Below are 18,424 nucleotides of genomic sequence, written 5' to 3'. Positions count from 1 at the left end.
GCAGGTGCTCTGCGCGTCGAGCCTGAGCGTCGTCCTCGTCTTCATCTCCTCGAGCGCCCTGCTCGTCGCGCTCCCCGACGTCAGCCGTGACCTCGACGCCTCCGCCCTGCAGTCCAGCTGGGTCCTGCTCAGCTACATGCTCACCACGACGACGCTCATCCTCGTCTTCGGGCGGATCGCGGACCTCGTCGGGCGTCGCCGTCTGTACATCGCCGGCATCCTCGTCTTCCTCCTCGCCTCACTCGCGTGCGGTGCAGCACCGGACGCCGCCGTCCTGCTCGCCGCCCGACTCGTGCAGGGCGTGGGTGCGGCGGCCATCGTCACGAACACCACGGCGCTCCTCACCGACGTGTTCCCGGAGTCGATCCTGTCGCTCGGCCTCGGGCTGAACGCCACCGTCGCCGCCGTCGGACAGGTCATCGGTCCGGTCGTCGGCGGCCTCGTCGCGGAGTCGTTCGGCTGGCGGTGGATCTTCCTCGCCGGGGTCCCGATCTCGCTCGCGGGGCTCGTCTGGTCGCTGCGACTCATCCCCCGCACCGCCCGGCCACGCTCCGGCGAACGCCTCGACGTCCCGGGCTCGGTGCTCTCCGTGGCCGCGGTCGGGCTGCTGGTCGGTGCCGTGTCGGTCGGCGGTTCCGCGGGCTGGGCCGCTGTCCCGGTCGTCGCGATGGCCTCCGGCGCGGTGCTGCTCGGAGCGGTGTTCGTGTGGACCCAGCGCCGGGTCCCGCACCCGCTCGTCGACCCGGCGATCTTCCGCGACCGGGCGACCATCACGCTCTTCTCGGCCGCCGGCCTCTGCGCGCTGTCGAGCTACGCCCTCGTGCTCCTGGCGTCCCTGTCGTTCCAGGCCGTCTCGGGCAAGGACGCCGTCGAGGCCGCGCTCTGGGTGCTCCCCACCCCGATCGGCACGACCGTGGCCGCGGCGAGCGCCGGGGTCCTCGCCCGCCGGGTGCCCGCGCGCACGCTCTCCACCATCGGCATGCTGCTCATCGCGGTCGGGGCAGCGGTCCTCGCGGGGTCGCTCGCCGACGACGGTGCCTACGCCGTGACGGCCGTCGGACTCGGTGCCGTCGGGGTCGGCACCGGGGTGTTCATGACGCCGAGCACCTCGGCCCTGATGACCCGCGTCCCGGAGCACCGCCGGGGCATCGCGAACGCCATCCGGTCGGCGCTGCAGAACGCGGGCTTCCTGTTCTCCACGGCGCTCGGTCTGGCGATCGCCACGAGTGGGCTCTCCGCCGCGCAGCAGGCCGCGGCGTACGACGGCAGCCTGCTCGGCCTGCCGGCGACCGACGTCCAGGCCTTCGTCGACGGCGTGCGCACCGCCGCGCTCACGTTCGCCGGGTGCGCGGTCGTCGGCGCGCTCATCGTCGCGTTCGGCCCGTTCGGTCCCCCGGACCGCCAGGCCCCGCTCCGACCGGACACGTCCGGCCCGGTGCCCGAGCCGGGGACGAGCGCATGACCGCCACGACGGGCACGGACCGCACGCACGGGCCGACCGCCGGCCGACGTGCCGGGGTCGCGCCGCGCCTCCAGGCCCCCACCAACCAGCCCCACGACGGAAGCAGGACCGCATGACCGACGACCACGACGACTACGTCTCGGCCGGCTACACCGGTGCGCTCGAACCGGGCCGACGGGCGGCGCTCGTCGTCGTCGACCCGGTGAACGCCTACGTCGACCCGGCGTGCGGGCTGTACGCCGGCGTCGAGGAACCCGTCGAGCGCATGCGCGAGCTCACGGCCGCGGCCCGGGCGGCCGGTGTGCACGTCGCCGTCACGACCATGGCGCTGTCGGCCGACGGCTCCAACGCGGGGGTGTTCTTCCGGAAGGTGCCGGCCCTCGCGGCGTACCTCCCCGGCACGTCCACCGGCGCGTTCATCGAGGGGCTCGCGCCGGTCGACGGGGACACCCTCGTGCCGAAGCAGTACCCGAGCGCGTTCTTCGGGACCTCGCTGGCCGCCGACCTCGTCGCACGAGGGGTCGACACGCTCTTCATCGCCGGACTCTCGACGAGCGGGTGCATCCGGGCCACCGCGACGGACGCCATGCAGCACGGCTTCGTGCCGATCGTCGTGCGCGAGGCCGTCGGCGACCGACTGCCGAGCGTGCACGAGGCGAACCTGTTCGACATCCAGGCGAAGATCGGCGAGGTGTGGGGCATCGACCGGGTGCTCGCGCTCTGGAGCGCCGCGTGAGCACCGAGGCCCCGGTCCGCGGACGGCCCCGGAACGCCGCGGTCGACGAGGCCGTGTACACGGCGTGCATCGCGATCCTCGCCGAGGGCGACCCCCGGGCGTTCACCATCCGGGCGGTCGCCGACGCCGCCGGGGTGGGGGCGGCGACGATCTACCGGCGCTGGTCCAGCCGCGACGTGCTCCTCACCGAGACCGTCATCCGCCTGATGGAGGAGTCGATCCCGACGATCCTCGACGCCCCGATCGACGAGGGCGTCCTCGGGCTCACCCGCGGCTGGGTGCACGCGCTCGTCGCGACCCCGGTCGGCCGGGCGCTGCCGCTCATCGTGGAGCTCGCCTCGCACGAGCCCCGGGTGGCCGAGGCGGTCGCCGCGTGGCACCTCGACCGACGGGTCCGGGTGAACGCGATGCTCCAGCGGGCGATGGACGCCGGCGACCTGCGGCCCGACGTCGACCTCGGGATCGCCGTCGACCTGCTCGGCGGTCCGACCTTCTACCGCCGGGTGTTCGTGTCCATCGACATCCAGGCACCCGACTACCCGGTGCGCCTCGCCCGGGAGTTCCTCCGGTGGGCCGGGTGGACCGGCGACACCACGACCGTGGGGGTGGTCTCGTGACCGACGTCGCACCGGACGACCGACTGGACGGCACGGCGGGACGTCGTCCGGTCCCGCCGTGGACGGACATGGCCATCGGCGACGTCACGCCCGGGCACTGGATCGGCTTCAACCGACGCTCGGACGCCGCCCGGCAGGTGTCCGACCTCATCCGCGCGGACATCGTCGCCGGTCGGTTCACCGGACCGCTGCCGTACGAGTGGGAGCTCCTCGACCTGTACGGCACGACGCGGAACGTCCTGCGCGCGGCGCTGACGCTCCTCAAGGAACAGCGCCTGCTCACCCGGGCACCGCGGTCGGGCACGTTCGGCGTGCGTCCGGTGGCCTCGGTGAGCCTCGCCCGGACCACCGAGGAGGTCACGATCTACGGCGAGAACACCGGCGGCAGCGTGTTCGACTCCCCGCGGCTGAGCATCGTGCACCTGTGCGTCCAGCTCGTGCCCGCGCCCGAGACCGTCCGCCGGAACCTGGAGATGGACGGCAGCGCCGCGTACTTCGTCGAGAGCCTCATCTCGTTCGACGGGGAGCCGAGCCGGGTGCGGACGAGCTGGGTGCCGCAGCAGCGGTTCCCGGACCTCGTGTCGGAGCCGCTCACCGAGTACGTGCCGGACGTGCTCGTGCGGCGGGTCGGGCAGCGGCCGGTCGCTCGTCGACTGCTGCTCAGCACGGTGAACGCCGATCAGTGGAGCGCGGACCTGCTCGACATCGATCCGGGTCAGGCGATCTTCCACATCGAGCGGCTGATGTGCCTGGCCGACGGGACCCCGGTGGAGTACGGGTTCTCGCGGTACCGGGGCGACCGGGCGGTGATCGACTCCCGCATCGTGTGAGCCCCGACGCCGTCAGAGGAGCCCGAACACCGCCTGCGCGCCGAGGCTCGTCCCCGCCACGAGCACCCACAGCGCGATCCCGAGCAGCATCGGCCGGAACCCCGCCCGCCGGAGTGCGCCGAAGTCCGTCGAGACCCCGATCGCGGCGAGCGCCACCGTGATGAGGAACGTCGCGGCGGTGGAGAACCCCGGGGCCGCTGCGGCCGGCAGGACCCCGAGGGTGCGGAGGAGCACGACCATGAGGAACCCGATCAGGAACCACGGGACCAACCGGAACACGCGGACGCCCCCGGCGCGACCGGACCCGTCGTCGGTGGTGGGCTGCGCGCGGGACGTGCGCCGTGCCTCCAGACCGGCCAGCCCCACGACGATCGGGATGATCATGAGCGTCCGGACCAGCTTCACGACCACCGCCGTGTCGGTCGCCTGGCGACCGTAGACGGTTGCCGTGGCGACCACCGACGAGGTGTCGTTCACCGCGGTGCCGGCGAAGACGCCGAACGCGTGCTGCGAGAGCCCCAGTGCGTGGCCGACCAGGGGGAAGACGAAGACGGCGGCGATGTTGCACAGGAAGATCGTCGACATCGCGTAGGCGACGTCGGCGCTGACCGCGCCGATCACGGGCGTGACGGCCGCGATCGCCGAGGCACCGCAGATCCCCGTCCCGACGCCGATGAGGGTGCGGAGGGCACTCGAGACCCGGAGCAGCCGACCGATCCCCCACGCTGCGACGAGGCACACGACGAGGGTCGTCAGCATCACGGGCAGCGTCTCGCCGCCGATGCGGAGCACCTCGGCGATCGAGAGCTGGGCGCCGAGCAGGACGACGGCGAACTGCAGGACCCGGCTCGAGGCGAACTTCACGCCGGGCTGCAGCAGGCCGAGATCGCCGCCCGAGCCCGCACCGGTGCCCTCGCGGTGTCGTCGTCGGCGGACGAGCCACCCGACCAGGGCGCCGAGCACGACCGCGGGGACCGGGCCACCGACGACCGGGACCTCGCGGCCGACGACGGTGGCGGCGAGCCCGATCACGAGGGCGAGCGCGACACCCGGCCAGGCGGTGCGGAGGAACGGCATGGCGTCCAGCATGGCAGGACACCCGGCGGCCGGCAGCCGGTGTCGCGCCTCAGCCGGCCGGCGGCACCTGCCCCGTCATCACCACGCGCCCGGCAGCGTCGTCCCACCGGAACGTCGCGTCCGTCCGACCGCTCGCGTCCGCCGTCGACTCGTCCGGCTTCGCGTAGCGGTAGGCCACCGCGATCGTCGACGGGTCGGTCCGGCTGATGTCCGGGACGAAGCCGTACTGCTCCTTCGTGGCCGTGCCGAGGTACCGGCCGTCGTGGAAGAGCAGGATCGCGACGGGCGAGCTGCCGGTCGCGAGGTCCAGGCTCACCGTGACCCAGGACAGCGGGGCGCACGCCTCGTACCCGGACGTGTCGGCCCGTGCGGCGTCCCACTTCGCGTCCTCGAGCCCGGCCGGCAGCGGCAGGTCGGCGATCGGCTGGGCGGCGGCATCGGCACCGCTCGACGGGCCGCACGTCGGCGTGGGGGTCGGAGTCGACGTCGGGGTCGGGCTCTCGGCGACCGCAGTCGGCGTGGCGGTCACGGTGCGGGTGGCGGTAGCGGTGGGGCTGGCGGTCGTCCCGCCGCTGCACCCGGTCAGGGCAACGGCCAGGACGGCGGCGAACAGGATCCCCCCGGTGGTGTTCACGGTGCGCATCCGGACAGGTTCCTCCTCGCCCTGCACAGAGTTCTCGGCGTATTCTTGGTTTCGGAAGCAACGACGATTCCGGCCATGCCTCGTCGTGTCGCGTTCCCCGACCTCGACGGGCCCCGACCCGACCAAGAGCCCTCGTGTCTGAACACCTCATCGAGTACGTCGCCCGTGACCGAACGGGCATCACCGCCGTCGTGACGACCACCAGCGTCATCGACGTCGACACCGTGATCAAGCACATCCACGCCGGTCACGCCGGGTACTACGTCGCGGCCGACTCGTGGAAGCGCACGCCGGTGCGGAGCCTGTCGTTCCTCGGCGGCGCGTACCTGTTCGCGAACTGGGACGGCTCGAAGCGGAACATGCTGCACGATCTCGCGCTCCGCGCTCCGACCCGCTCCATCGAGACGAAGCCGGTGGCGCGGCGTCCGCGGTTCTCGCGGGTGCTCGACGCGATCCTCGGCCGGCGGCGGTCCCACCGGCACTGACCGCACCGACTGACGGACGGGAGGCACGGTGCGGGCCCGCCCCGCGCCTCCCGTCCGCCGCCGGTGCGGGAGATCAGTCGTCGTCGCGGCGACGCGACCGCGTCCGCCGGAACCGCTTGCCGGTCTCCTCGTCGACCGCGATGCTGCCCGTCGGCAGGTTCGAGAAGTCGGGCGCGATGACGGTCGGCTCCGGGACGCCACCCGGGCCGTCGAGGACGAGGATGTTGCTCGTACTCGTGAGCGTCCGCCCCCGGAAGAAGTCCGGGGACCGCACCCACCAGACGACCATCAGCACGACACCGATGAGGATCGCGCCGACACCCACCACGGCGACCGCTCCGATGCCGAGGATCGTGACGTCCTTCCCGTCGTCGCCCTGCAGCCAGTCGGGCTGGGCGAACTGCACGAGTCCGTAGACGAACGTCACCGCGAGCGTCAGGCCGCCGAGCAACGGGACGAGCCCCCGCATGACGAAGTTCCGCACGGTGCTGAAGAGCGTCCGTCGGTAGACCCAGACGCACGCGAAGCCGGTCAGCCCGTAGTAGAAAGCGATCATCAGGCCGACGGAACCGATCAGGGCGGTGAGCAGGTTCGTCGAGATGACGGTGAACAGCACGTAGAAGCCGATCGACGCGATGCCCATCCCGATGGTCGACCAGGTCGGCGTGAGGAAGCGCCGGTGGATCCGGGCGAAGTGCGACGGCAGGGCCTTGTAGACCGCCATCGAGAGCGATGTCCGTGCGGTCGGCATGATCGTGGTCTGCGTCGAGGCGGACGCCGAGGTGAGGATCGAGAACGACAGCAGGGCCATCGCCGCGTGCCCGAGGAACGAGTTGCCGAAGAGCGCCGGGCCGATCGCCGAGAACACGTCGTCCGCGTTGCCCTGCGCCCCGAGGCCGATGCCCTTCGTCCCGACGCCGGCGAACGCGATCGCCGCGATCGACACGAGGGCGTAGATGACGAGGAGCAGGACCGTGCTGATGACGGCTGCGCGACCGGGGGTCTTCTCGGGGTCCTTCGTCTCCTCGTTGAGCGAGACGGCGGTGTCCCAGCCCCAGTAGATGAAGATCGCCGTCAGCATGGCGGGGGCGATGACCGAGCCGAAGTCCATGCCGCTCGGCCACAGCCACGACAGCGACGGTGTGATCGAGCCCTCGACGCCGTTGCCGGTGCCGACCCGCACGAGCGCGACGGCAGCGAACATCACGAGCACGAGCACCTCGATGCCGAGCAGGACGTACTGCAGCCGGGCCGACACCTCGACGCCGACGTAGCAGATGAAGGTCATCACGGCGATCCAGGCCACACCGGCGACGGTTGACCAGAGCGTGCTGTTCCCGAGGGCGCTGATCGCCGGGTCGTTCGTGAGGACGCCGACGAAGGAGTACCCGTACGAGCCGGCGATCTGGGCGAGGTTCGCCATCACGATGACGTCCGCGGCGATGATCCCCCACCCGCCGAGCCACCCCGTCACGGAACCGAATGCCCGGGTCGCCCAGGTGAACGTCGTGCCGCAGTCGGGGTCCTCGCGGTTGAGCTCCTGGTAGGCCACCGCGATCATCCACATCGGGATGAACGCGAGCAGCATGATCGCCGGGGCCTTCACCCCGGCGAGGAGCGCTCCCCCACTGGCCACGACCAACCCGAGGCTCGCGGCCAGGCTGTAGGCGGGCGCGGTGGACGAGATGCCCATGACGACGCTGCCGACCAGGCCGATGGCCCCCGGTCGCAGTCCCTTCTCCGTGCCGACGGTCTCGGTCGACACCGTCACGACCCGTTCGTCTCGCATGACCACCACGCTCTCTCGATGGCGAGCGACGGAAACCGTCGCCGTCGCTCCACGACTCTGTGGATACGAGCACTGAAACTAGACCCCAGCAACGATTTCCGCACCTGGCTGTGTCAATCTTGATCCAGTCCCGAGAGGAGCACCAGCATGGAGGACGCCGACGTCGTCGTGATCGGTGCGGGCGTGGCGGGGCTCGTAGCCGCACGGGTGCTCGCCGGGGCCGGGCGCCGGGTCGTCGTGCTCGAGGCCCGGGACCGGATCGGCGGTCGGGTCCACACCGACCGGACCGACGGGCACGTGACGGACCTCGGCGCCTCGTGGATCCACGGCGTCGAGGACAACCCCGTGGCCGACGCCGTCGCCGCGTTCGGCATCCGCACGGTCGAGTTCACCGTCGGCGGGTACCAGGTCGACAGCCGGCCGATCGCGTACCACGGGCCCGACGGTCGTCGGCTCGACGCCGGTGCAGCCGCCCGGTTCGCCGACGACGTGCGAACGGTCGACCGCGCCCTGGCCGACGAGGTCGAGCGATCGGCGCCGCTCGACAGCTACCGCGACGTGGTCGCCCGGGCCGTCGCGGCGCAGGGCTGGGACGCCGAGCGGGCGGAACGGGTCAGCGAGCACCTCGAGCACCGGAGCGAGGAGCAGTACGGGGTCCCGAGCGACGAGCTCGCCGCGCACGGGCTCGACGACGACACGATCGCGGGCGACGAGGTGGTGTTCCCGGACGGCTACGACGCCCTGCCCGCACACCTCGCCGTGGGGCTCGACGTCCGGCTCGGGCATGCCGTCGAGCGCATCGACCACGGGGACGGCGGGGTGGTGGTCACGAGCAGCCGCGGCCCGTTCCACGCCGAGGCCGTCGTCGTCACGGTGCCCGTCGGGGTGCTGCAGGCCGGTGACCTCGTGATCGAGCCACCGCTGCCCGCACGGCACCGGCAGGCACTCGGACGGCTGCGGATGAACGCCTTCGAGAAGGTCGTCCTGCGGTTCCCGGAGCGGTTCTGGGACGCCGACGTCTACGCGGTCCGACAGCTCGGTCCGGCCGGACGGCGGTGGCACTCCTGGTACGACCTGACGCGGCTCGACGGGGTACCGACGCTGCTCACCTTCGCGGCCGGTCCGGCAGCGCAGGCGATCCGGGGCTGGAGCGAGGAGCGGGTCGCGGACTCGGTGCTCGAGCAGCTCCGGCGACTGTACGGCGACGCCGTGGGGACGCCGACGTCGGTGCTCGTGACGGCGTGGCAGGACGACCCGTTCGCCCGGGGCTCGTACGCGCACATGCTCCCGGGGTCGACGACGAGCGACCACGACGACCTCGCGGTGCCGATCGCGGGACGCGTGCACCTGGCGGGCGAGGCGACGTGGACCGACGACCCGGCGACGGTGGCCGGCGCGCTGTACTCGGGGCACCGTGCGGCGGTCGCGGTGCTCGGCCACGACGTTCCGATCGACCGGGTCTGGACGGGTACACCCGCCGGGTGACCTGTGCGAGGATCGTCGAGCACGCCGGCACGAGGGGTCCGGCACGAGGGGGAGAGCATGCTCGCGAGCGATGTGGCGAACGCGAAGTTCGCACCGACGAAGTGGCGCGAAGGGTACGACCAGCGCGAGGTCGACGACTTCCTCGACCGCGTGGTGGTCGCGCTGCGGCAGCACACCACCCGCCGCTGACCGGCCCCGTCAGACGCTGACCGGCCCGGTCAGGCGCTGACCGCGCCCGCGGCCTCCCCGATCCGCAGCCCGGTCGCCACGAGCCGCGCGACCGCCGGCGTCTCCCGCCCGACCGGCCACCCGAGCACCGTCGTCGCGAGGGGCGCGTCGAGCACCGGCACCGCGACGTGCTCGGGCCACTGCCAGGCCCGGCTCGAGCGCGGGATCACGAGCAGCGTCCGACCGAGCGCCACGAGCTGCGCCAGCTGCGACTGCGAGTGCACCTCCGGCCCCGGTCCCGGCGGGTAGGTCCAGTCGGCGAGGGGCCACCGCGCCATCGGCAGGTCGGGGACCGACGACACCTCGGCGATCGTGAGGGACCGGCGGTCGGCGAGCGGGTGGGACGCGGGGACGATCGCGACCTGCGGCTCGGAGTACAGGTCGACCGACTCGATCCCGGCGAAGTCGTCGAACGGCCGGTGCATGACCGCGACGTCCGCCGTGCCGTCGAGGAGGAGTCCCGCCTGCTCACCGATCTCGCAGAGCACCACGTCGACCGGCACGTCCTCGGGGGCCGCGTCGAGCAGTGCCTGCAGGAACTCGTGCGACGACCCGGCCTTCGTCGCGAGGACGAGCCGCTGCTCCGGTGCCCCCGCGTGTCGGGTCCGCCGGACGGCCGCGCGCACGGCGTCGAGGGCGGCCGGGGCTTCGCGGAGGAGCACCGACCCCGCGTCGGTCAGGGTCACGCCGCGACGGTCGCGGTCGAAGAGCCGGACGCCGATCCGCTCCTCGAGCTGCCGGATCGCCCGCGACAACGGCGGCTGCGCCATCCCGAGCCGGAGCGCCGCGCGGCCGAAGTGCAGTTCCTCGGCGACGGCGACGAAGTACCGGAGCTCGCGCGTCTCGACATCGTCCACGACCGGCAGCCTACGCCGACCGATACCCGGCGAGTATCACCACCCACCCGATCGGTGTTGGACGCGGGAACCACCCCGGACCGACGATCGAGCACATGGAGAACGACAAGACGACCGCGCTGGTGACCGGCGCGAACAAGGGCATCGGGTACGCGATCGCCGAGCAGCTGGGTGCGACGGGGATGCGCGTGCTCGTCGGCGCACGGAGCGACACCGGTCGCGAGGAAGCAGTGGAACGACTGCGGGCGAGCGGGGTCGACGCCCACGGGGTCCGGCTCGACGTGACGAGCGACGAGAGCGTGGCGGACGCCGCAGCAGAGGTCGAGGAGCGCTTCGGCCGACTCGACGTCCTCGTGAACAACGCCGGGATCTCGGGACCGTTCGACCCGGTGACGTGGACGCAGGACCCGACGACGCTCGACCTCGACGTCGTCCGGCAGGTCGTCGACGTCAACGTCTACGGCGTCGTCCGCGTGACGAACGCGATGCTGCCGCTGCTGCGCCGCTCCCCCGCACCGCGCATCGTGAACGCGTCGAGCAGCATGGGCTCCCTCGGCCGCCAGCCGGGTCCGGTCATGGCTGCGTACGCTCCGTCGAAGACGTTCCTCAACGGGATCACGACCCAGTACGCGAGGGCGTTCGCGGACACCCCGGTCATCGTCAACGCTGCATGCCCGGGGCTCGTCGCGACGGACTTCAACGGCTTCAGCGGCGACCGCACGGCCGCGCAGGGCGCGGCGACCGCGGTGCGGCTCGCGACGCTGCCGGACGACGGCCCGCGCGGTGGCTTCTTCGAGGACGCGGGCGTCGTTCCCTGGTGACCACGGACACGACGGGAGGCCCTGCTCACGTTCCGCACGAGGCGGACGTGAGCAGGGCCTCCTGTCTGGTGCCCCGGTTGTCAGACCGCAGCCGGCGCCGTCTCCAGCGTGGCAGCGAACGGGTCGAAGTCCTCCGGCAGGGACGCGATCGCCCCGACGGTGGACTCGACCTCGACGAACGACCGCCGCTCGATGGACTCCTCCACCGAGACCATCGCGTCGAGCACGTGGTACCCGACGGCACCGGTCGCGATGTGCGAACCGCCGCCGCGGATGGCCCGCGCCATGTCGAGCACGCCGACGCCCCGGCCGACCGTCGGCTCCTCGTCGAGGAGCGTCTCCCACTCCTGTTCGAACGGCCACGAGGCGCCGACGGGGATCGGTCGGGCGATCCGGATCGGGTGGCCGCCGCCGAAGGTGTTCGGGTCGGGCAGGACGATCGTGCCCTCGGTGCCGTTGACCTCGAAGACGCCGTGCCGGAAGAGCGGGGTGTCGAACGACAGCAGCGACTGCGCGTTGCCGCCCTGCTCGAACGACGACAGGACGGACACGTGGGTGGGCACCTCGACGGGGAACGACTGGCCCGCGTTCGGCCCGACGACGAGTTCCCGGGTCTCGCGGGACCGCGACCCGGTCGCGACGACGGAGTCGATCGGCCCGAGCAGGTGCACGAGCGCCGTGAAGTAGTACGGGCCGATGTCGAACAGCGGGCCGGCGCCCTTGGCGTAGAGGAACGACGCGTTCGGGTGGAACACGTCCGGCCCCTGCCACTGCATGCTCGTGACCGCGGTGAGCGGCGTGCCGATCGCGCCGGCCTCGATCGCCCGCTTGGCGGTCTGCCACCCCGGGCCGAGCACGGTGTCGGGCGCGATGCCGAGCTTGAGCCCGAGCTCGTCGGCGAGGGCGACCAGGCCGGCCGCGGACTCGCGGTCGACCCCGATCGGCTTCTCGCTCCACACGTGCTTGCCCGCGCGGAGGGCGTCCGTGGACACCGCCACGTGCGTGGCCGGCAGCGTCAGGTTGATGACGATCTCGACGTCGGGGTCGGCGAGGACCGACGCGCCGTCACCGGAGGCCGCGACGCCCCACTTCGCCGCGGACGCCGCCGCCCGCTCCGTGTCGATGTCGCCGATCCGGACGACCTCGACGTCGGGGAAGGTCGTGAGGTTCGCCAGGTACTGCTCGCTGATCATGCCGGCGCCGATGAAGCCGATGCCGACCTTGCCCGTGCGGGTCATGCGGACACCGCCGATCCGCTCGGCGCGAGCTGCGCGGCGAGCCACTCGTACGACTGGGCGACCCCGTCGAAGACGTCCCCCGCGAAGCCGTCGAACTCGATCACGGCGTACTCGAGAGCCGTCGCGGCACGCAGCGCATCGGCGAGCCGGACGTCGCCCTGGCCGGCCGGGGTCTGGTCGGTGGGGATCGTCGCGGTGGAGATGTCGTCGCGCATCGGGCCGTCCTTGACGTGCACGGCGACGATGCGGTCACCGAGCTCCTCGATGAACGGCACGAGGTCGATGCCCGCGGCGGAGGCCCAGTACAGGTCGAGCTCGAGCACCACGCCCGGGTCGAGCAGCGAGGCGAGCACCTGCAGTGCGGGCTGGCCGTCGATCTGCGGTCGGAGCTCGTGGTCGTGGTTGTGGTAGCCGACACGGAGGCCGTGCTCGGCCGCCTCGGCAGCGGCGGCGTTGAGTCGGGCCGCGACCCGCTCGACGCCCTCGCGGGTGGTCCAGTGGTCGGGGCCGACGAACGGGTCGATGACGATCTCGAGGCCGAGCTCCTTCGCTGCGGCGAACGTGTCGGCGTGGGACGGAGCGGTCATCACGGTGCCGTCGGGCAGCGGGATGGTCTCCTCGACGAGGAAGGCGTGGCCGGTCTTCGCGGTGATGCCGTGGGCGTCGAACGCTTCCTTGAGCTGCGCTGCTCGGTCGACGAACGCGAACGCCTCGACGGTGTCGAAGCCGATGTCGGCGAGGCGGCGGACGCCGCCGTCGAGGTCGGGCTCCAGCGCGGCGTTCACCGTGTAGAGCTGCAGGGAGATGGCGGGTGCCATGGCTGGTCCTTTCAGGGAGGCTTGCGGTGTGTGCGGTGACCGCCTGGAGGCGCGACTCGCCTTCGTGAGTCGGGTCGCGCCTCCAGGACCGTGCGCTGGTGCGCCGTCTACCGGACCGACTTGATGGGGAAGATCACGAGTGCGCCGAGGATCACCGCGACACCCGCGCCCCAGAGCATGAGCGTGTAGTTCTGACCGCCCCCGACGCCGAGGAGGAAGAGGCCGACGGCCGGGGCGAGCGACTGCGGCAGCGCGTTCGCGATGTTGATCACGCCGAGGTCCTTGCCGGGGCGCTCCGGGTCGGGCAGCACGTCGACGATGAGGGCGGTGTCGATGGCGGAGTAGATGCCGAAGGCGAAGCCCATCACGATCTCGGCGAAGTAGAACCCGCCGACCGTGTCCACGTGCGCCAGGATCACCAGGCCGACGGCGGTGAGGGCCGTGGAGCTCCACACGAAGACCTTGCGGCGGCCGACGCGGTCGGACACCCACCCGGAGAGCGCGGCGCTGACCAGCAGGGCGACGGTGTAGAGGAGCACACCGAACGCGACGATGCCGACGGCCTCCTTCTGCGGGAGGCCGATGCGGTCCTCCATGTACAGCAGGCGGTAGGTCGTGAACATGAACGTGCCGAAGGTGATGAGGAAGCGCCCCCACCAGGCGAGCCCGAAGTCGCGGTGCTTGATCGGGTTGGTCCAGAACGACGAGATGAGGTTGACCCAGCTGAACGGCTTGATCGGCGTCGTCGGCAGCTCGTCGCGGGCCACGAACGAGTAGACGAGGATCGCGATGATCGCGATGATGCCCGGGACGATGAAGAGCATCGGCAGGTTGCCGACCAGGTAGACGGCCAGGTACAGACCGGCGAGGATCGCGGTGTTCTGCGCGAGCGCGATGACGCTCGAGGCCTTGCCGCGCTGGAACTCCGGCACGTTGTCGGCGAAGCTCGCGGTCAGGGTGGCGAGGACCGCGTTGGCGGTGACCTGCGCGAGGACCCACGCCAGGGTGAGCTGCAGGACGTTCGGCGAGAACGCGAGCCAGGCGAGCGCACCGACGAAGACGATGACGCCGCCGACCATCCACGGCCGACGACGACCCCAGCGGGTACGGGTGCGGTCCGAGATCGCGCCGAAGAGCGGGTTCGCGAGCAGGGCACCGATCGCGCCGAACGGCAGGACCGAACCGACGATCGTCTCGGGGTTCGACGGGTTGAGCTCGGTCGCCTTGATCGACATGCTCACGAAGACCGGCGTGAGCAGGGCGACGAAGAGGCCGAACTGGGCGAAGCTGAGGCCCCAGAGGTAGCCGCGGCCGACCCGCATCGTGCTGACGGACTGCGTGATGCCCTCGACCGAGAACGCTCGGGACGCTGCGGCGTCCGTGGCGGTGGCGCCGGCGGCTGCGGTGACCGCGGGGGATGCGGTTCCGGCGATGCCGCGTGTGGGTTCTTCCTTCGACGTCGGTGTCGACATGACTCCTCCTCGAGTCATAGGGGGCTTCGGGGCCCGCTGAATCCCTAGTGCTACTAGGTGATCGGGACAGTAGCACCCAAAACCTCCGACCGGAAGTTTTTGTTTCGGTACTTTGCGGGAGCGCTTCGGCGACTCATGGCTGCCGGTAGGTTGGTCCGAGTGACCTCCAACGATGGAACCGGCAGCCGCGGGCCCTACGCCAAGGGCGTGCAGCGCCGGCAGGAGATCCTCGACCAGACGCTCGAGGTCGTCGCCTCCCGCGGCATCGACGGGACCTCGCTCCGGGCCATCGGCGAGGCGATCGGCATCTCGCACGCCGCACTCCGGCACTACTTCTCGTCGCGCGAGGCCCTGCTCGTCGAGGTGCTGCGGGAGCGTGACGACGCGTCGAACCGGGCGTTGGGCGACACCGGCGGCGTGTTCCCCCGGCTCGAGTTCGTCGCCCACCGGAACGTCAGCGAGCCGGCCTTGGTGACGCTCTACACGACGCTGCTCGGCGCCTCGGTGGAGGCGGGGAACGAGACCGCGCGGTCGTACTTCGCGGCGCGGTTCGCCACGGCGCGCGCTGATCTGGCGCAGCAGCTGCGCGACGAGCTCGTCGCCACCGGTCGGCACAGCGACGCCGACCTCGACCAGGTCGCGTCGCTCATCATCGCGGCGTTCGACGGGTTGCAGGTGCAGTGGTTGCTCGACCGCGACGTGGACATCGCGGGGACGCTGCGGTTGTTGGAGCGGGTGCTCTAGCCTCCGAGTTCACCGTCCGTGCGCCCGGGCCTCGGGCCGTCAGTCGAGGCGAACCTCGGCGACACCGCTCCCCCGGCACTGCAGGGGTGCGCCGAAGCCGTAGTCCGTCCAGGCCAGTTCGACCCCGCGCTCGTCGAGCCGCGCACCGTCGACGCCGAAGAGCGCCACACGGCCGCGTTCGTCCTGCGTCTGCTCGATCGGGACCGTCCAGGTCGCGCCCTCGACCTCGGACGTCGCCGACTCCTGCTCGGGCGTGCAGTCGGTCCCGATGCACACCGCGACCGACTCGACGGCGTCCGCGAGGTGCCCGGGCACGACGACGTTCACCGCGTTGCCCTGCCCGTAGTCGGCGCAGGCGGAGCCGGGCGACGAGCACCCGGCGAGCGCCAGGGCCAGCCCGACCCCGATCGTGGCGGTGACGAGCGTCCTCACTCCGTGCCGTCGTCCTCCTCGGGGTTGAAGTGCGAGTCGTCGCCGGCGTGTCCGGCGGCGAGGCCGTCGGGCTCGTTGGGGATCGTGCCGTCCTCGCCGAGGCCGTCCGGCTTCGGGGTGCCCTCGGGGTCGTTCTTCGGTGCGGTTCCGTCAGTGTCGCTCATGGTCTGCTCCCGTGCAGTGTCGGTGCGGGACCGCCGTGGTCCCGGTGGTGCTGACTCGGAACGTACGTGCCGTGCCTCGGAGATCCCCCGGGGGCGCACCTTCCGGATGTTCCGCCTCGGAGCGCAGCACCTAGGCTGACGACGTGAACCCGGCGCGTCAGCAGCTCTCCGCGCTCGTCGGTCCCGGTGCCGCCGCGCTCGTCACGGGCATGCCGGTGGCCAGTGCCTCCCGCAACGCGGCCGTCCTCATCCTGTTCGGCGAACTCGACGACGTCCCGAGCGACCGCCCGGCCGCCGGCACCGACGTCTCGCGGGACCTCGACGTCCTGCTCCTCGCACGGGCCACCACGCTCCGCGCCCACCCCGGCGAGATCGCGTTCCCCGGCGGCCGGGTCGACCCCGGTGACACGGACGCGACCGCAGCGGCACTCCGGGAAGCCCGCGAGGAGACCGGCATCGACACCGCGGGCGTGGACGTCCTCGGCACGATCGCCCCGGTGCCGCTCGCGTTCTCGCGGCACCTCGTCACGCCGGTGCTCGGGTGGTGGCGCGAGTCCTCGCCCGTCCGGGTCGTCGACGAGGCCGAGTCCGCCGCGGTGTTCCGGGCGCCGGTGGCCGACCTGCTCGACCCCGCCCACCGCGGCGTGACGGTGATCCGCCGCGGCGGCCAGGAGTGGCGCGGCCCGGCGTTCACGATCGACTCCGGCCCCGAGCAGCACGTCCTCTGGGGCTTCACCGCGATGCTCCTCGACGCCCTGTTCGACCGCCTCGGCTGGGCCGAGCCGTGGGACGACCGCCACGAGATCCCCCTGCCGGGCTCGCGCCCCTGAACGTCGCCGTCCCGTACTGTTCGACTGTGCGTACCGGTCCAGCTGATTGGTTCCTCTCCCGCGACGAGCGAGGCAACCTGGCCACCGGCGTGCACGCGGGACGCCCCGACGACGACACGGACCGGAACCGGCCCGACGCCGAGGGGGACACCGGCGCCGACGCGGCACCGTGGTCTGAGGGCAACCACGTCCGGCCGCTCGTGCACGGCGCCGCCTACTTCGACCGCATCCACGCGGAACTGACCGCCCTCCGCCCCGGTGACCGCGTCTGGTTCACCGACTGGCGCGGCGACGCCGACGAGCGGTTGCTGCCGGACGGCCCGACGATCGGGGATCTGCTGGCCGACCGCGCACGAGCGGGCGTCGAGGTGCGCGGGCTCATCTGGCGGTCCCACGGCGAGCGCGTCTCGGCCTCGATCAGCGCCCGGTCGAACGAGCTGCTCGGCCGGAAGATCAACGACGCCGGCGGCCAGGTGCTGCTCGACCAGCGCGTCCGGGTGTTCGGCTCGCACCACCAGAAGTTCTTCGTCATCCAGCACCGCGACGACCCCTCGCGCGACGTCGCGTTCGTCGGCGGCATCGACCTCTGCCACAGCCGTCGCGACGACGCCGCGCACGAGGGCGACCCGCAGCCCGTCTCGATCGACGCCCGCTACGGGGAGCGCCCGGCCTGGCACGACGCGTCGATGGAGCTCCGCGGGCCGGTCGTCGCGGACGTGCTCGCCGTGTTCGCCGAGCGCTGGGACGACCCGCTCCCCCTCGACCGCAGCCTGCCGTACCGGATGCTGCTGCAACGCCTCGTCCACATGCCGCGCCGCCCCGAGCCCCTGCCCGAACGCACGGCGCCACCACCAGCGGCCGGGCACCACGCCGTGCAGCTCCTCCGCACGTACGGGGTGAAGCGCCCGCCGTTCCCGTTCGCGCCCCTGGGTGAGCGCAGCATCGCCCGCGCGTACGGCAAGGCCTTCGCCCGAGCGCGATCGCTGCTCTACATCGAGGACCAGTACCTCTGGTCGCGCGAGGTCGCGACCGGCATCGCCGAGGCCCTCGAACGCAACCGGGAGCTCCGTGTCGTCGTCCTCGTGCCGCGGTACCCGAACTCGGACGGGCCGCTGGGCGGTCCCCCGAGCCGGTTCGGCCAGATCGAGGCGCTCCGGACGCTCCGCCGCACCGCACCCGACCGTGTCGGCGCCTTCGACCTCGAGCACGAGGACGGCCGCCCGATCTACATCCACGCCAAGGTCTGCATCGTCGACGACGAGTGGTTCACGATCGGCTCGGACAACTTCAACCGCCGCTCGTGGACGTCCGACAGCGAACTCACGTGCGCCGTCGTGGACACCTCGGACGACGACCGGTCCCTCGCCCGTGACCTCCGCCACGAGCTCTGGGCGGAGCACCTCGCGACGACACCCGACGACGAGCGGTTCACCGGGTCCGGCGCGGATCTGCTCGCCCTCTGGCGCTCCACGGCACGTGCGCTCGACCACTGGCACGAGGACGGGCAGCCCGGCCCGCGACCCCCTGGGCGCATCCGTCAGCACGAGCCGGAACCGGTCTCGGCGCTGCAGCGTCTGTGGGCGCGTCCCGCCGCGCGCCTCGCCGTGGACCCCGACGGCCGGCCGCGCCGGTTGCGCGGCTCGACCCGCTTCTGACGGGAGGCGCGGTGCGGGCCCGACCCGCGCCTCCCGTCCGC

At 72.2% G+C, this 18,424-nt stretch carries 19 protein-coding genes and 1 pseudogene; 11 read left to right on the top strand and 9 right to left on the bottom strand.

From position 1 onward, the window contains the following. Positions 1 to 4 precede the first annotated feature (4 nt). From BIV03_RS10995 to BIV03_RS10980, 4 genes are all read left to right on the top strand, one after another. Positions 5 to 1,462 (top strand): MFS transporter, encoded by a 1,458-nt coding sequence (locus BIV03_RS10995; RefSeq protein WP_070418014.1) that lies wholly within the window; start codon positions 5 to 7, stop codon positions 1,460 to 1,462. A gap of 112 nt (positions 1,463 to 1,574) precedes the next feature. Further along, positions 1,575 to 2,198, top strand: a complete 624-nt coding sequence (locus BIV03_RS10990) for an isochorismatase family protein (protein WP_071295724.1) — start codon at positions 1,575 to 1,577, stop codon at positions 2,196 to 2,198. After that, positions 2,195 to 2,815 (top strand): TetR-like C-terminal domain-containing protein, encoded by a 621-nt coding sequence (locus BIV03_RS10985; RefSeq protein WP_070418012.1) that lies wholly within the window; start codon positions 2,195 to 2,197, stop codon positions 2,813 to 2,815. Before BIV03_RS10990 ends, BIV03_RS10985 begins: the two co-directional genes overlap by 4 nt. Beyond that, the gene (locus BIV03_RS10980) at positions 2,812 to 3,645 is read left to right on the top strand and encodes a GntR family transcriptional regulator (protein ID WP_071295723.1); all 834 of its coding nucleotides are present in this window, start codon (positions 2,812 to 2,814) and stop codon (positions 3,643 to 3,645) included. Before BIV03_RS10985 ends, BIV03_RS10980 begins: the two co-directional genes overlap by 4 nt. Before the next feature lie 12 nt (positions 3,646 to 3,657). Here the strand turns inward: BIV03_RS10980 and BIV03_RS10975 are convergent, their stop codons facing one another. Together BIV03_RS10975 and BIV03_RS10970 are read right to left on the bottom strand one after the other, a co-directional pair. Further along, positions 3,658 to 4,722, bottom strand: coding sequence for a YeiH family protein (locus tag BIV03_RS10975; protein ID WP_071295722.1), 1,065 nt, complete (start codon positions 4,720 to 4,722; stop codon positions 3,658 to 3,660). 49 nt (positions 4,723 to 4,771) lie between these two features. Next, positions 4,772 to 5,356: an LppP/LprE family lipoprotein gene (locus BIV03_RS10970; protein WP_139201943.1), complete on the bottom strand. Its 585-nt coding sequence runs from the start codon at positions 5,354 to 5,356 to the stop codon at positions 4,772 to 4,774. A 143-nt stretch (positions 5,357 to 5,499) separates the two neighbouring features. On the opposite strand from BIV03_RS10970, the gene BIV03_RS10965 reads away from it, so the two are divergent. Continuing rightward, positions 5,500 to 5,850: a hypothetical protein gene (locus BIV03_RS10965; protein WP_071295720.1), complete on the top strand. Its 351-nt coding sequence runs from the start codon at positions 5,500 to 5,502 to the stop codon at positions 5,848 to 5,850. Between the two features lie 73 nt (positions 5,851 to 5,923). Here the strand turns inward: BIV03_RS10965 and BIV03_RS10960 are convergent, their stop codons facing one another. After that, the gene (locus BIV03_RS10960; protein WP_083403373.1) at positions 5,924 to 7,639 is read right to left on the bottom strand and encodes an APC family permease; all 1,716 of its coding nucleotides are present in this window, start codon (positions 7,637 to 7,639) and stop codon (positions 5,924 to 5,926) included. Between the two features lie 147 nt (positions 7,640 to 7,786). Here BIV03_RS10960 and BIV03_RS10955 point away from each other — a divergent pair, with 147 nt between their 5' ends. Both BIV03_RS10955 and BIV03_RS18795 read left to right on the top strand, forming a co-directional pair. Next, positions 7,787 to 9,124, top strand: coding sequence for an NAD(P)/FAD-dependent oxidoreductase (locus BIV03_RS10955; RefSeq protein ID WP_071295719.1), 1,338 nt, complete (start codon positions 7,787 to 7,789; stop codon positions 9,122 to 9,124). Between the two features lie 57 nt (positions 9,125 to 9,181). Then, positions 9,182 to 9,295, top strand: a pseudogene (locus BIV03_RS18795) (DivIVA domain-containing protein); the annotation flags it as partial. 47 nt (positions 9,296 to 9,342) lie between these two features. Here BIV03_RS18795 and BIV03_RS10950 read toward each other — a convergent pair. Continuing rightward, complete coding sequence (locus BIV03_RS10950) at positions 9,343 to 10,209, bottom strand: LysR family transcriptional regulator (RefSeq protein ID WP_071295718.1); 867 nt, start codon at positions 10,207 to 10,209, stop codon at positions 9,343 to 9,345. Positions 10,210 to 10,304: 95 nt separating this feature from the next. Here BIV03_RS10950 and BIV03_RS10945 point away from each other — a divergent pair, with 95 nt between their 5' ends. Then, the gene (locus BIV03_RS10945; RefSeq protein WP_071295717.1) at positions 10,305 to 11,030 is read left to right on the top strand and encodes an SDR family NAD(P)-dependent oxidoreductase; all 726 of its coding nucleotides are present in this window, start codon (positions 10,305 to 10,307) and stop codon (positions 11,028 to 11,030) included. 80 nt (positions 11,031 to 11,110) lie between these two features. On the opposite strand, the gene BIV03_RS10940 is transcribed toward BIV03_RS10945, so the two are convergent. The 3 genes from BIV03_RS10940 to BIV03_RS10930 all read right to left on the bottom strand — a co-directional run bounded on the left by BIV03_RS10940 (position 11,111) and on the right by BIV03_RS10930 (position 14,558). Next, positions 11,111 to 12,268, bottom strand: a complete 1,158-nt coding sequence (locus BIV03_RS10940; RefSeq protein WP_071295753.1) for a Gfo/Idh/MocA family protein — start codon at positions 12,266 to 12,268, stop codon at positions 11,111 to 11,113. After that, a complete protein-coding gene (locus tag BIV03_RS10935; protein WP_071295716.1) occupies positions 12,265 to 13,086 on the bottom strand; it encodes a sugar phosphate isomerase/epimerase in 822 nt (273 codons plus the stop codon). Before BIV03_RS10935 ends, BIV03_RS10940 begins: the two co-directional genes overlap by 4 nt. Positions 13,087 to 13,193: 107 nt before the next feature. Next, positions 13,194 to 14,558 carry an MFS transporter gene (locus BIV03_RS10930; RefSeq protein ID WP_071295715.1) on the bottom strand — a complete coding sequence of 455 codons (1,365 nt, stop codon included), beginning with the start codon at positions 14,556 to 14,558 and terminating at the stop codon, positions 13,194 to 13,196. Between the two features lie 159 nt (positions 14,559 to 14,717). Between BIV03_RS10930 and BIV03_RS10925 the strand changes: the two genes are divergently transcribed. Then, positions 14,718 to 15,302 carry a TetR/AcrR family transcriptional regulator gene (locus tag BIV03_RS10925; protein WP_254790859.1) on the top strand — a complete coding sequence of 195 codons (585 nt, stop codon included), beginning with the start codon at positions 14,718 to 14,720 and terminating at the stop codon, positions 15,300 to 15,302. Positions 15,303 to 15,341: 39 nt separating this feature from the next. Here BIV03_RS10925 and BIV03_RS10920 read toward each other — a convergent pair whose 3' ends face one another. Both BIV03_RS10920 and BIV03_RS19625 read right to left on the bottom strand, forming a co-directional pair. Then, positions 15,342 to 15,734 (bottom strand): hypothetical protein, encoded by a 393-nt coding sequence (locus BIV03_RS10920; protein WP_071295714.1) that lies wholly within the window; start codon positions 15,732 to 15,734, stop codon positions 15,342 to 15,344. After that, positions 15,731 to 15,898, bottom strand: a complete 168-nt coding sequence (locus BIV03_RS19625) for a hypothetical protein (protein ID WP_022906506.1) — start codon at positions 15,896 to 15,898, stop codon at positions 15,731 to 15,733. Before BIV03_RS19625 ends, BIV03_RS10920 begins: the two co-directional genes overlap by 4 nt. A gap of 209 nt (positions 15,899 to 16,107) precedes the next feature. Here BIV03_RS19625 and BIV03_RS10915 point away from each other — a divergent pair, with 209 nt between their 5' ends. Together BIV03_RS10915 and BIV03_RS10910 are read left to right on the top strand one after the other, a co-directional pair. After that, the gene (locus tag BIV03_RS10915) at positions 16,108 to 16,728 is read left to right on the top strand and encodes a CoA pyrophosphatase (RefSeq protein WP_083403372.1); all 621 of its coding nucleotides are present in this window, start codon (positions 16,108 to 16,110) and stop codon (positions 16,726 to 16,728) included. A 26-nt stretch (positions 16,729 to 16,754) separates the two neighbouring features. Continuing rightward, positions 16,755 to 18,383, top strand: coding sequence for a phospholipase D-like domain-containing protein (locus BIV03_RS10910; protein WP_139201942.1), 1,629 nt, complete (start codon positions 16,755 to 16,757; stop codon positions 18,381 to 18,383). Positions 18,384 to 18,424 lie beyond the last annotated feature (41 nt).

The organism is Curtobacterium sp. MCBA15_016 (assembly GCF_001865105.1).
GTDB lineage: Bacteria > Actinomycetota > Actinomycetes > Actinomycetales > Microbacteriaceae > Curtobacterium.
This window is presented reverse-complemented; position numbering and strand designations above follow the sequence as displayed.

What these genes read in the sequence shown, in the direction of transcription:
- BIV03_RS10990 (WP_071295724.1), top strand. Translation starts at nt 1,575, where the DNA reads ATGACCGACGACCACGACGACTACGTCTCGGCCGGCTACACCGGTGCG.
- BIV03_RS10975 (WP_071295722.1), bottom strand. Translation starts at nt 4,722, where the DNA reads ATGCCGTTCCTCCGCACCGCCTGGCCGGGTGTCGCGCTCGCCCTCGTG.
- BIV03_RS10960 (WP_083403373.1), bottom strand. Translation starts at nt 7,639, where the DNA reads ATGCGAGACGAACGGGTCGTGACGGTGTCGACCGAGACCGTCGGCACG.
- BIV03_RS10955 (WP_071295719.1), top strand. Translation starts at nt 7,787, where the DNA reads ATGGAGGACGCCGACGTCGTCGTGATCGGTGCGGGCGTGGCGGGGCTC.
- BIV03_RS10945 (WP_071295717.1), top strand. Translation starts at nt 10,305, where the DNA reads ATGGAGAACGACAAGACGACCGCGCTGGTGACCGGCGCGAACAAGGGC.
- BIV03_RS10940 (WP_071295753.1), bottom strand. Translation starts at nt 12,268, where the DNA reads ATGACCCGCACGGGCAAGGTCGGCATCGGCTTCATCGGCGCCGGCATG.
- BIV03_RS10935 (WP_071295716.1), bottom strand. Translation starts at nt 13,086, where the DNA reads ATGGCACCCGCCATCTCCCTGCAGCTCTACACGGTGAACGCCGCGCTG.
- BIV03_RS10930 (WP_071295715.1), bottom strand. Translation starts at nt 14,558, where the DNA reads ATGTCGACACCGACGTCGAAGGAAGAACCCACACGCGGCATCGCCGGA.
- BIV03_RS19625 (WP_022906506.1), bottom strand. Translation starts at nt 15,898, where the DNA reads ATGAGCGACACTGACGGAACCGCACCGAAGAACGACCCCGAGGGCACC.
- BIV03_RS10915 (WP_083403372.1), top strand. Translation starts at nt 16,108, where the DNA reads ATGCCGGTGGCCAGTGCCTCCCGCAACGCGGCCGTCCTCATCCTGTTC.